This window comes from Hoeflea sp. 108 (genome assembly GCF_000372965.1).
In the GTDB taxonomy this organism is placed as follows: domain Bacteria; phylum Pseudomonadota; class Alphaproteobacteria; order Rhizobiales; family Rhizobiaceae; genus Aminobacter.
The window spans coordinates 622003-634361 of the sequence record NZ_KB890024.1; the positions used below are offsets into that span (position 1 = coordinate 622003).

Consider the following 12359-nt stretch of genomic DNA (forward strand, 5'->3'; position numbering starts at 1 on the left):
CGGTCGGATGACCGGCGCTCTGGCCTGCCATTTGGTGCCGCCGCGCGGCCCTGCTACACCTTCGATCCGTGATTCTGGGGCGAGGGGAGCGGATGGAGCGTCTTGCCGGGCGGATTATCCTGCTGTGGGGATGGAAGCGGGCGCTGCTTGCTTTTGTCGCCGGCGCCATCGCTGTTCTGGCACAGGCGCCCTATGATTTCTTCGCCGCCGGATTTGTCTCCTTTCCTGTCCTGGTCTGGCTGCTCGATGGCGCTGTTGCCGATCGTCCTGCCGGCTTTCTGCGCAGATTGAAGCCGGCCTTCGCCACCGGCTGGTGGTTCGGTTTCGGCTATTTCCTCGCAGGGCTCTGGTGGATCGGCGGGGCGCTGCTGGTCGAGGCCGACAGTTTTGCCTGGGCGCTGCCTTTCGCCGTCGTCGGCATTCCGCTGATCCTGTCGTTCTTTTATGGCTTTGCCGCAGCCCTTGCCCGGCTGTTGTGGAGCGACGGCATCGGCCGCATCTTCGCGCTCGCCCTGGCCTTCGGACTGACCGAATGGTTGCGCACCTTCCTGTTCACCGGCTTTCCCTGGAACCCCATCGGTTTCGCCATGATGCCGATGCCGCTGTTCATGCAGAGCGTCACTGTTGTCGGCGTCGTGGGTATGAACGTGCTGGCGGTGTTTGTCTTTGCAGTGCCGGCACTTCTGGCCGACCGGCGAAACCTCAGGCTGGGCGCAGCGCTTGCAGTGATCCTGGTCGCCGCCCATGCGGGCTTCGGCTATTACAGGCTGTCGCGGCCAGCGCCGCCGGCGGACAGGACCATCAATGTCCGTGTTGTCCAACCCAATATCGACCTCAGCGAGAAGTGGGATGGACGCGTCCGCGACCGCATCTTCGCCACCATGCTGGAACTGTCGCGGGAAACGCCCAAGCCGGGCGCGAAGAAGCCGGACCTGATCGTCTGGCCCGAGACCTCGGTGCCATTCCTGTTCACCGAAAGGCCAGATGCGCTCGTCGCCCTCGGCGAAGTGCTCGATGACGGCCAGATGTTGATGGCGGGTGTGGTGCGCGAGGAGGGCGGCAGCGGCTCCGATCCGCTCTATTACAACTCCGTCGTTTCCATCAACGACAAGGGCGAAATCGTCGATGCCATCGACAAGGTGCATCTCGTGCCGTTCGGCGAATACATCCCCTTCGCCGACCTGATGGCACGCGTAGGGCTTACCCAGCTCGTCGCCGGGCCGATGAATTTTGCCGCCGGCGCCAACCGCCATCCGCTGGCTTTGCCCGGCGGGCTCAAGGCCACAGCCTTTATTTGCTACGAAATCATTTTTCCCGGCATGGTGGCAGTTGACGCAGCGTCAAGTCAGATTATGGTAAATGTCACGAACGACGCGTGGTTTGGCGATACGCCGGGACCGTACCAGCATTTCCGGCAGTCGCAGATCAGGGCGGTCGAGAATGGAATGCCGGTCCTGCGCGCGGCCAACACGGGAATTTCCGGCATAATCGACCCAAGCGGGCGAGTTGTGGATGCACTTGCGATGAATGTTCGCGGCACCATCGATTTCTCGCTTCCGGTGGCCAACTCCGCCGCCGCCTTGATGCCGCTTTCGCGCGTTAACGGTTTCCTGATCATGTTCTTTGTTGCCGTTGCGGCAAGTGGCTTGAAGCTCAGACAGAGGCTCAGGGCGAATTGACACTGCGGTTGTTAGAAACTCATATGCTGCCGCGCGGCTCAAAGGTCGTGCCAAATGGCGTTTCTGTCCGAGCGCCATAGACTGCCCTAACGGGCTGACTGCCCAATAATAAGCTGGAAGAATCCGGCGAGGAAAGACAGTGGAAAAAGAAAACAAGAAGAAACCAAATCCGACCGACGTACACGTCGGCGGTAGAATTCGCCTGCGACGCAACATGTTGGGAATGAGCCAGGAGAAGCTCGGAGAAAGTCTGGGAATTACCTTTCAGCAGATCCAAAAATACGAAAAAGGCACAAACCGAGTCGGAGCGAGTCGCCTTCAGGCCATCGCCTCGATCCTCAGCGTTTCGGTCTCCTTCTTCTTCGAGGACGCACCGGGACAGGAAGGCGAGCACAAAGGGCTCGCGGAAGACGCCTCCGCAAACTTCGTGGTCGACTTTTTGTCGAGCGCCGAAGGCCTGCAGCTCAACCGCGCCTTTGCCCGCATTTCCAACCCGAAAGTGCGACGCAAGGTCATCGAGCTGGCTAAGGTTCTGGCCGACGACGAAGACCAATAACCAGCTGCGACGGCGATGCGCCGTCGCAACGCCTTTCCAATATCCTGCATTACGTGGCGAAAAGCCTGCTTGACGAGTTCCGGCAGGCTTCGCTAACACATGCCGCGCCAAATGATCGGCATCGCGCCGGTCGCTTTTCAAGAGGGGACATCCCGTGTCGCGGCAGAACTATCTCTTCACTTCCGAATCCGTTTCCGAAGGCCACCCGGACAAGGTGTGCGATCGCATTTCCGACGAGATCGTCGATCTCGTCTATCGTGAAGCCAAAAAAACCGGCATGGATCCGTGGAAGGTCCGCGTTGCCTGTGAAACGCTGGCAACGACCAACCGCGTCGTGATCGCCGGCGAAGTTCGTGTTCCCGACACCCTTCTCAAGAAGGACAAGAACGGCGCGGTCCTCAAGGACGCCGCCGGCCACCCGGTCATCAACCCGTCCAAGTTCAAGGCAGTGGCCCGCAAGGCCATCCGCGCCATCGGCTACGAGCAGGCCGGCTTCCACTGGAAGACCGCCCGCATCGACGTGCTGCTGCACGGCCAGTCGCCCGACATCGGCCAGGGCGTCGACAGCGCCGCCGATCGCCAGGGCGAAGAGGGTGCCGGCGACCAGGGCATCATGTTCGGCTACGCCTGCCGTGAGACCCCCGATCTGATGCCGGCGCCGATCTATTACAGCCACAAGATCCTCGAGCTGCTGGCTGCTGCCCGCCACGAAGGCAAGGGCGACGCCGGCCAGCTTGGTCCTGATGCCAAGAGCCAGGTCACCGTGCGCTACCAGGACGGCAAGGCGCACGAGGTCACCCAGATCGTGCTCTCGACCCAGCACCTCGACGGCAGCTGGGATTCGGGCAAGGTCCGCAAGGTGGTCGAGCCGTACATCCGCGAGGCGCTAGGCGATCTCGAGATCGCCAACGACTGCAACTGGTACATCAACCCGACCGGCAAGTTCGTCATCGGCGGTCCTGACGGCGACGCCGGCCTGACCGGCCGCAAGATCATCGTCGACACCTATGGCGGCGCAGCCCCGCATGGCGGCGGCGCGTTCTCGGGCAAGGACACCACCAAGGTCGACCGTTCGGCAGCATATGCCGCGCGCTACCTCGCCAAGAACGTGGTTGCGGCCAAGCTTGCCGACCGTTGCACCATCCAGCTGTCCTACGCCATCGGCGTTGCCCAGCCGCTGTCGGTCTATGTCGACCTGCACGGCACCGGCAAGGTGGACGAGGCGGTTCTGGAAGACTCGCTGCGCGAGGTCATGGACCTGTCGCCGTCGGGCATCCGCCGTCATCTCGACCTTAACAAGCCGATCTACGCCAAGACGTCGTCCTACGGCCATTTCGGCCGCAAGGCCGGCCGCGACGGTTCTTTCTCGTGGGAGAAGACCGACCTGGTGAAGGCCATCAAGGACGCTGTGTCCAGCAAGGATGCGGTCGCCGCGTAAGGCGACCGTCGTAGTCATGGAACAGGAACCGCGCCGCAGCCGCATGAGCGAAGCCTTTTTCGGGCGGCGGCGCGGTAAACCTGTCCGTCCGCATCAGGCCGTCGCCCTTGAAAAGGGCCTCGCCCGCTTCGGCATCGATCTCGCCGCACCTGCACCCGCCGACCTGCGCACCCTGTTTGAGGCGCCGGTGTCGCATGTGCGGCTCGAAATCGGCTTTGGCGGTGGCGAGCATCTTCGCCACATCGCCGCCAACAATCCCGATGCCGGCTTCATCGGCGTCGAGCCCTTCGTCAACGGCATGGCCAAGATGATGACGGTGCTCGACGAGACGCCGCAGCTCAACATCCGCCTCTATGACGACGACGCCACGCAGCTGCTCGACTGGCTGCCGGAGGCGTCGCTCGACGGCATCGACCTGTTTTATCCCGACCCGTGGCGGAAGAAGAAGCATTGGAAGCGCCGCTTCGTCAGCCCGGTCAATCTCGACCGCTTTGCACGGGTGCTGAAGGTTGGTGCGAAGTTCCGCTTCGCTTCCGACATCGATACCTATGTCAACTGGACACTGCTGCATTGCCGGGCGCATGGCGCGTTCGACTGGCAGGCGGCCGACGCGAGCGACTGGCACACGCCCTACGAAGGCTGGACCCGCACGCGCTACGAGGCCAAGGCCATCCGTGAGAACCGCACGCCGGCCTATCTGACATTCGTCAAGGCTTAGGGTAGGCGCGATCCCATCTCCCCTTGAGGGAGAAGGGGCTGTGCGCATCCTCAGCCCTCGACCCCTGTAAACACCACCCGCACCCTCAGTCCGCGTCCCTCGGTGCGGGCGGCGAGTTCCAGCCGGCCGCCGAATAGCGAGGCGATTTCCTCGACGATGGGAAGGCCGAGGCCAGCTCCCGGCTGGTCTCCCAGACGGCCGCGGACGAAACGCTGACGCACGGTCTCGAGCTCGGCCGCGGGGATGCCGGGGCCGGTGTCCTCGACCTCGAGCACCACGTCGTCGCCGTCGCGCAATACCTTGACCGTAGCCTCGGCGCCCGAGCCGGCATAAGCGAGCGCGTTCTCGATCAGGTTGCGGATCATCTCACTGAGCAGCATGGGCTCGCCGCGCACATAGAGCGCCTCTTCGCCCTCGAAACCGAGGTCGATGCCGGCGGCATGCGCGTGGGTGACGCGATCGGCGGTGAGCGTCTGGGCAAGGTCGGTGAGGTCGACCGCACCGAGGCTTTTAAGACGTTCGGAGGCTGCCTGGTCGACCTTGGCGAGCAGCAAAAGCTGGGCGATGACGCGCTCGGCATGGGCCACTGCCTCGTCGCCGATGCGGGCGGCGCGGCGGGCCTCCTCCAGCGAATGCGCGCGCGAGGCAAGTGCGAGCTGGGTGCGCATGATGGTAAGCGGCGTGCGCAGCTGGTGGCTGGCATTGCCGGTGAAATGGCGCATGGCGCCGAGCGCGGAGCCAAGCCGGCCCATGAAGGAATTGACGGTGTCGACCAGCCCCCGCACTTCCTTGGGCACCGACTGCTCGATCGGGTGAAGGTCGTCTGGGTTGCGCTCGGCGATGGCATCGCGCAGCCGATAGAGCGGACGCAGCGAGAAGGTGACGGCGAACCAGACGATGGCCGCGGCACTGCCGATCAGGATCGCGAGCCTCAGCGCCGAGCGCAGCAGGATGGTTTGCGCCAGTTGGGTGCGCGCTATGGTCGTCTCAGCCACGGTGACGACGAAGGGAATCGAGGTCGCGCCTGTCGAGGCGGCGCGGGAGAGCGAGGTAAGCCGGATCGGTTCGCCGCGGAAGCTCGAATCCGAATAGCCGCTTTCTTCCGGATGCAGGCCGTCGATGACCGGCAGGGCCTGGTAGCCAGTGATGAAGCCTTCGGGTCCGTCGACGCGGTAGAACACGCGATCCTGGGCCGCCGACGTCAGCATCTCCAGCGCGACATAGGGGATGTCGACTTCGAGCGAACCGTTCTCGGCCACCACGACGCGTTCGGCGATCGCAAGCGCGGAACCGGCCAGCACGCGGTCGGAGACGGCATTCGCAGTGTCGACCGCCTCGTTATAGGTGTCGGCCAGCGCGATCAGGCCGAGCGCTACCAACGGCACCAGGAGCCAGAGCAGCAGCCGGCGGCGCAGCGAATAGGTCTTGGTCCTGATCATCAGGGGCTGGGCAGCTTTTCGAGATAGTAGCCGATGCCGCGCGCCGTGCGCACCGTGAGCCCATAGGGCGCGAGCCGTTTGCGCAGGCGGCTGACATATTGCTCGATGGCGTTGGCGCTCAAATCCTCGTCGAAGCCGGCGAGCGATTCGATGATCGCCTGCTTGGCGACGACCTTGCCGGCGCGCATGAACAGCGTTTCGAGCAGCGCCAGTTCGCGCGCCGGGATGTCGATTGCCGCCCCACGTGACGAGAAGCTGCGCGTGTTGAGGTCGAGCTGGACCTCGCCAAAGCTGACCGTGGCGGCCTTGAGGCCGGCGCGGCGGCGCAACAGAGTGCGCACCCGCGCTTCCAGTTCGCCGACGTCGAACGGCTTTACCATGTAGTCGTCGGCACCGAGGTCGAGGCCCTTGACCCGTTCGTCGAGCGAGTGGCGCGCCGACAGGATCAGCACGGCGGCGTCATGCTGGCGGCCGCGCATGGTGCGCAAGACGTCGAGGCCGTCCATCTCCGGCAGGTTGAGGTCAAGTATGACGAGGTCGAAACGCTCGGTGGCGAGAACGGCGACCGCCGAGGCGCCGTCGCCGACCACGTCGACGGCGTAGCCGCTGCCCTTGAGCACCGCCGCCAGCCCGCCGGCCAGCGTGGCATTGTCCTCGACCACCAGAATGCGCACCGAATTCTCCCTGCCGCTCCTTTACCGACGATGCCCACTTGATGGGCAAAGGTCCAGCCTGCTGATGACGCTTCGCCGTTGTGCCCAGCGCGCTACTGTTGCATGGTCGCGCCATCATGCGCCTTGCCGTCCTCATCGCCTTCATTTGTCTCGCATCGCCCGCACTTGCCGAGGTGACCGTCTTTCCGGCGCTCAACGGCGACACGCAGGCGCGTACGCTGATTGTCTATTCGTCGCTCGACGCACCGTTGGCGAAGCCGATGATCGACGGCTTCCAGAAGGCCAACCCAGATGTCGCCGTGCGCTACGAGGATCTTCTGACGACCGAGATTTACGACCGCGTCGTTGCCGAGACCGACGAGGGCAGGGGCACCGCCGACATCGCCTTTTCGTCGGCGATGGACCTGCAGGTCAAGCTTGCCAATGATGGCTATGCCCAGGAAAGCCGCCTGCCGCTGTCGGATCTGTGGCCGCGCTGGGCCAACTGGCGCGACACCGCTTATGCGCTGACCTTCGAGCCGGCGGTCTTCGTCTACCACAAGCCGAGCTTCAGGGATTCGCCGCCACCGGCGACGCGTGGCCAGCTGGTCGATTTCCTCAGGGCGCAGGGCGACAGGGTCTATGGCCGCATCGCCACCTACGATATCGAGCGCTCGGGCGTCGGCTTCATGTTCATGGCGCGCGACCAGGAGCAATATCCCGACATCTGGTCGGTCATCCGTACCATGGGTGCAGCCGGCGTGAAGCTTTATTCGACCAGCGGCGCGATCCTCGAGCGCATCGCCGATGGCCGCTTCGTGCTCGGCTACAACATCCTGGGCTCCTACGCCGCCGACTGGGCGGCGCGCGATCCCAATGTCGGCATCGTATTGCCCAAGGACTATACGGTGGTGATGTCGCGCATCGGGCTTGTACCCGCCGCCGCGCGCTCACCCGACCTCGGCCGCCGCTATCTCGAATATTTCATGTCGGCCGAGGGCCAGACGGTTCTGGCACGACAGCTGCATATCGCTGCAGTCAACCCGGAGGTGTCGGGGGAGAACACCGCCAACCGCATGCAGGAGGTGCTGGGCGGGCAATTGCGGCCGGTGCCCGTCAGTCCGGGTCTGATGGTCTATCTCGACCAGGTCAAGCGCTCGCGCGTCATCGAGCGCTGGAACGAGGCGCTGCGCAGCCCCTGATATCGGTTTGTTCCCAACCAGTTGCTTCGCTGTCAGTCTGATGTCAGGTTGCTGCGATAGGGAAGTTCTGGCCTGTCCGTGGAGGCGGTGAGGCTCGGAAAGTTCGGGAGGACTTCAAACACGTTCCCCAAAGGCTGCCCGGCGGCGCGATCAGCGCCGAAGAGAGGGGCTGGAACGTTGCGCATGATCGGCCATTGCTGCCGGTCTCCTTCCCATCTGCTTCCGGGTTTCCGCCTGACGTGCCGGCTGAGAAACTGACAAGCATTTTGCACCGCGCATGCGGGCAAGGGAGGAACAGCAATGAAGCAGTTCGTATTGGCATCCATCATCGCAGGCGCGCTCGCCCTGCCGGCATTTGCAGCCGACTACAAGATCATGGCTCCGGCAGCGCCTGGCGGCGGCTGGGACCAGACCGCCCGTTCGATGCAGACCGCACTCCAGGACGAGAAGATCTCCAGCTCGGTTCAGGTCAACAACGTCCCGGGCGCCGGCGGCACCATCGGCCTCGCGCAGTTCGTCAACCAGGCCAATGGCGACGCAGCCCAGCTGATCGTCGGCGGCTACGTCATGGTCGGAGCGATCCTGACCAACGCCTCGCCTGTCACGCTCGAGCAGGTCACCCCGATTGCCCGTCTGACCGGCGAGTATGAAGCCCTGGTCGTTCCGGCCGCTTCCGACATCAAGGACATGGCTGGCCTCGTCGCCAAGCTGAAGGCTGATCCGGGTTCGGTCTCCTGGGGCGGCGGCTCGGCCGGCGGTACCGACCACATCACCGCTGGCCTGATCGCCAAGGCTGCCGGCGTCGACCCGACCAAGGTCAACTACATCGCCTATTCCGGCGGCGGTGAAGCGCTTGCTGCTATCCTCGGTGGCCAGGTGACTGTCGGCATTTCCGGCTACGGCGAGTTCGCCGAGCAGATCAAGGCTGGCCAGTTGCGCATCCTCGGCATCTCGTCCGACGCAAAGGTCGAAGGCGTCGACGCCCCGACCTTCAAGGATGCCGGCATCGACGTCGCCATCCAGAACTGGCGCATGGTCGCCGCTGCCCCCGGCATCTCGGCCGAGCAGAAGGCAGCCGTGCTCGCCGACGTCGAGAAGATGGTCAAGTCGGCTTCGTGGGAAAAGATCCTCGCCGACAAGGGTTGGGCCAACACCTACCTCGCCGGCGACGACTTCGCAGCCCAGCTCAAGAAGGATACCGACGCTACCGCCGCTATCCTGAAAGACATCGGCCTGGTGAAATGAGCCGGGATACCCAGCAAAACGACAAGCGCCGCCCGGATCGGGCGGCGCTTGTCATCGCCGCCCTGCTGATGGTGGTCGCTGTCGTGATCGCCTGGAGCACGGCAAGCCACGCCCCCGGCGGAAGCTACGCCCGCGTCGGGCCGACGACCTTCCCCTATGTGATCGCAGTCGCCTTCTTCGGCCTGTCGATCTGGACCGCGTTCGAAGCGATGCGCGGTGACTTCCCCGAGCGCGAGCACCAGGAACTCAGCCCGATCCTCTGGATCGTCGGCGGCCTCGCTGCCCAGATGCTGCTCCTGAAGTACGCCGGGTTCTCGTTTGCCACCGGGCTGCTCTTCGCTTGCACCGCGCGCGCATTCGGCCGCGGCCCGCTGTGGAAGACGATCCCGATCGGCATCGCGCTGTCCTTCGTCATCTACATCATCTTCGCCAAGGGTCTGCAGCTCTCGCTGCCCGCCGGCCCGCTCGAACACCTGCTGTTCTGAGCGATTATCAAGGGAGCTTGGCATCTCAATGGATACGTTCGGTCTGCTGGCGCAGGGATTGCTCATCGCTCTTGAGCCGATGAACTTGCTCTATGCGCTTATCGGCGTCACGCTCGGCACTGCCGTCGGCGTTCTTCCCGGCATCGGCCCGGCGCTCACTGTGGCGCTGCTCCTGCCGGTCACCTACAAGCTCGACCCTGCCGGATCGCTGATCATGTTCGCCGGCATCTATTATGGCGGTATGTATGGCGGTTCGACCACGTCGATCCTGCTCAATACACCAGGCGAAAGCGCGTCGATCGTCACGGCCCTCGAGGGCAACAAGATGGCCCGCGCCGGACGCGGCGGCCCGGCACTTGCGACCGCTGCCATCGGCTCCTTCGTTGCCGGCCTGATTGCCACCATCGGCCTTGCCTTCATTGCTCCGACTGTCGTCAAGATGGCGCTGTCTTTCGGCCCGGCCGAATATTTCGCGCTGATGATCCTGGCCTTCATGACCGTGTCGGCAGCCTTCGGCGACTCGACGCTGCGTGGCCTCACCGCACTGTTCATCGGCCTGGCGCTCGGCCTCATCGGCATCGATCTGCAGACCGGCCAGGCGCGCCTTGCCTTCGGCATCCCCGACCTGCTCGACGGCGTCGAGGTGACGACGCTGGCGGTTGCACTCTTTGCCGTCGGCGAAGCACTCACAGTCGCGGCAAGCAAAGGTGGCGAGTCGACCATTCAGGCGATCAAGGGGTCCGTGTGGATGACCCGCGAGGACTGGCGGCGGTCGTGGAAGCCGTGGCTGCGCGGAACCGCCGTGGGCTTCCCCATCGGCGCGATGCCGGCTGGTGGCGCCGAGATCGGCACCTTCTTGTCCTATTCGATGGAAAAGCAGCTTGCCGAGAAGCCGGAAGAGTTTGGCAATGGTGCGATCGAGGGGGTTGCCGGTCCGGAGGCTGCCAACAATGCATCGGCTGCCGGCACGCTGGTGCCGCTCCTGACGCTCGGCCTGCCGACCACGGCCACGGCCGCGATCATGCTGGCCGGCTTCCAGCAGTTCGGCTTGCAGCCCGGTCCGCTTCTATTTGCCACCAACCCACAGCTGGTCTGGGGCCTGATTGCCTCGCTGTTGGTCGCCAACCTGATGCTTCTGGTGCTCAACCTGCCGCTGATCGGTGTGTGGGTGCGACTGCTGACCATTCCGACGCCGTGGCTTTATGCCGGCATCCTGCTGTTTGCGACGCTTGGTACCATTGGCGCCAATTCGGCCGTCTTTCAGCTCAACGTTGGAGGCCTGTTCACCTGGCCGATGTCGTTCGAACTCGGCATGCTGCTGGCATTCGGCTTGCTCGGTTATGGCCTGCGCCGCTTCGGCTATCCGATTGCGCCCGTGGTCGTTGGTCTCATCCTTGGGCCGATGGCCGAGCAGCAGCTTCGCCGCGCGCTCGCCATCAGCCAGGGCGACCCGTCGATTCTGGTGCATTCGCCGATCGCGATCGTGCTGCTGCTGCTGGCCGCAACTGCTGTGCTGCTGCCGCTCTATCTCAGGGCGCGCGGCCGCGGAAAGGTGCTGGCCCAACTCGGCGCCAACGAAGACTGAGACTTTCAGTCCTTGAGACAAAAAGCCGAAGCACGGGAGATCGCGCTTCGGCTTTTCTTTGCCCCGCCTGTGGGGGGATCCAGGGCGACAGAGCGGTGAATCCGCCAGGACCACCGCTCCGGAGCGCTGCTGCAACGCCGCATCTCAAAGGTGCAAAAGACGTTGCATCACGTCGGATCTGCGGCTGTCCGTGAGGACGAGCCCGATCCCGTGGGCGCTCTCTACCCTGAAGTCGTGAAATCAGTAGCGGCGGATGCGGTCGAAGTGCCGGGGATCGATACCCAGCATGACCAGATCCTTGTTGTCAGGACGGTAACCGCGCTCGACCGCGGCAGCCGCGGCGACGGCGCTGCCGAGCGTGCGAACCAGGTTGCCAATGCGTCCAAGGGGCTTGCGGGCGTTCATCTTCATCATCCTTTCGCGCTGCATCATTTTTTGTGCAACGCAGCAAATATAGGTGACGCAAAGGGAACTACCAGTGGCGGCTGCGCATGTTTGCCATGCGTTTGCTGCATTGGTCGGTTAAATGATCGCCTGTGGACGCCGGCCGACGCCGGGGGCGCCATCGTCCTCGGGACTTGAAAGGGGCGGCGCCTTCGGTTATATCAGCGACAAATTCTTGGTCGGTATGACGAAGAGTGGGTCCACCCGGTCCCGCTCTTTTTTGTTACCTGCCGACCGTCTGGAGATTCTATGACCGAAAACGCAGTCGAACAGGCAGGCGACGATCGCATCGTCCGCGAGACTGGCATCGACGCCCGCATTGCCCTGATCGTCCAGCCCGTGCTTCGCGGCATTGGCTTCCGTCTCGTGCGTGTCCGCCTGTCCGGGCAGAACGGCCTGACGCTGCAGATCATGGCCGAGCGCGAAGACGGCACCATGACCGTCGAGGATTGTGAAGAGGTGAGCCGTGCGGTTTCGCCGGCCCTCGATGTCGATGATCCGATCGAAAAGGCGTATCATCTCGAAGTGTCGTCGCCGGGCATCGACCGGCCGCTGGTGCGCAAGTCGGACTTCATTGCCTGGGTTGGTCATCTCGTGAAGATGGAGACCTCGGTGATGGTCGCCGACCGCAAGCGCTTCCGCGGCAAGATCGCCGAGGCCGACGACGAAGGCATCCTGATCCAGCGCGACCAGGCCGCTTACGGCGAGGAGCCGACGGTGCGCGTGCCCTTCGACACGATTGCCGATGCCCGGCTGATCCTGACCGACGACCTGATCCGCGATGCCTTGAGCAAGGACAACAGGGCTCGCAAGGAAGCCAAGAAGCATCGTGGCGATGACGCCGACGATGCGGACGAAAACGAAGAAACCGAAACGGAAGATTGATAGAGCCGAGTGGCTGGGCATGGTCCGGCC

At 63.9% G+C, this 12359-nt stretch carries 12 protein-coding genes; 9 read left to right on the forward strand and 3 right to left on the reverse strand.

The window, feature by feature from the left end:
• Positions 1-92 precede the first annotated feature (92 nt).
• The 4 genes from lnt to B015_RS0103065 all read left to right on the forward strand — a co-directional run bounded on the left by lnt (position 93) and on the right by B015_RS0103065 (position 4391).
• Entirely contained in the window at positions 93-1679 is a 1587-nt protein-coding gene (gene lnt / locus B015_RS0103050) for an apolipoprotein N-acyltransferase (protein WP_018426187.1), read from the forward strand.
• Between the two features lie 139 nt (positions 1680-1818).
• A complete protein-coding gene (locus tag B015_RS0103055) occupies positions 1819-2235 on the forward strand; it encodes a helix-turn-helix transcriptional regulator (RefSeq protein WP_018426188.1) in 417 nt (138 codons plus the stop codon).
• Positions 2236-2389: 154 nt separating this feature from the next.
• On the forward strand, positions 2390-3673 hold the full coding sequence (gene metK / locus B015_RS0103060) for a methionine adenosyltransferase (protein WP_018426189.1): 1284 nt from the start codon (positions 2390-2392) through the stop codon (positions 3671-3673).
• A gap of 16 nt (positions 3674-3689) precedes the next feature.
• Positions 3690-4391: a tRNA (guanine(46)-N(7))-methyltransferase TrmB gene (locus B015_RS0103065; RefSeq protein ID WP_026226825.1), complete on the forward strand. Its 702-nt coding sequence runs from the start codon at positions 3690-3692 to the stop codon at positions 4389-4391.
• Between the two features lie 50 nt (positions 4392-4441).
• Here the strand turns inward: B015_RS0103065 and B015_RS0103070 are convergent, their stop codons facing one another.
• A complete protein-coding gene (locus B015_RS0103070) occupies positions 4442-5830 on the reverse strand; it encodes a sensor histidine kinase (RefSeq protein ID WP_018426191.1) in 1389 nt (462 codons plus the stop codon).
• A complete protein-coding gene (locus B015_RS0103075) occupies positions 5830-6504 on the reverse strand; it encodes a response regulator transcription factor (protein WP_018426192.1) in 675 nt (224 codons plus the stop codon). The genes B015_RS0103070 and B015_RS0103075 overlap by 1 nt, the downstream gene beginning before the upstream one ends.
• A 116-nt stretch (positions 6505-6620) precedes the next feature.
• Between B015_RS0103075 and B015_RS0103080 the strand changes: the two genes are divergently transcribed.
• The 4 genes from B015_RS0103080 (at position 6621) to B015_RS0103095 (ending at position 11000) form a co-directional block, all read left to right on the forward strand.
• Positions 6621-7685 (forward strand): ABC transporter substrate-binding protein, encoded by a 1065-nt coding sequence (locus B015_RS0103080; protein ID WP_018426193.1) that lies wholly within the window; start codon positions 6621-6623, stop codon positions 7683-7685.
• A gap of 300 nt (positions 7686-7985) precedes the next feature.
• Positions 7986-8930 (forward strand): tripartite tricarboxylate transporter substrate binding protein, encoded by a 945-nt coding sequence (locus B015_RS0103085; RefSeq protein ID WP_018426194.1) that lies wholly within the window; start codon positions 7986-7988, stop codon positions 8928-8930.
• The gene (locus B015_RS0103090; RefSeq protein WP_018426195.1) at positions 8927-9415 is read left to right on the forward strand and encodes a tripartite tricarboxylate transporter TctB family protein; all 489 of its coding nucleotides are present in this window, start codon (positions 8927-8929) and stop codon (positions 9413-9415) included. Before B015_RS0103085 ends, B015_RS0103090 begins: the two co-directional genes overlap by 4 nt.
• Before the next feature lie 28 nt (positions 9416-9443).
• The gene (locus B015_RS0103095) at positions 9444-11000 is read left to right on the forward strand and encodes a tripartite tricarboxylate transporter permease (protein ID WP_018426196.1); all 1557 of its coding nucleotides are present in this window, start codon (positions 9444-9446) and stop codon (positions 10998-11000) included.
• Between the two features lie 240 nt (positions 11001-11240).
• On the opposite strand, the gene B015_RS33505 is transcribed toward B015_RS0103095, so the two are convergent.
• A complete protein-coding gene (locus tag B015_RS33505) occupies positions 11241-11405 on the reverse strand; it encodes a hypothetical protein (RefSeq protein WP_198292840.1) in 165 nt (54 codons plus the stop codon).
• Positions 11406-11693: 288 nt separating this feature from the next.
• Between B015_RS33505 and rimP the strand changes: the two genes are divergently transcribed.
• Complete coding sequence (gene rimP, locus B015_RS0103105; RefSeq protein ID WP_018426198.1) at positions 11694-12329, forward strand: ribosome maturation factor RimP; 636 nt, start codon at positions 11694-11696, stop codon at positions 12327-12329.
• Positions 12330-12359: the final 30 nt, after the last annotated feature.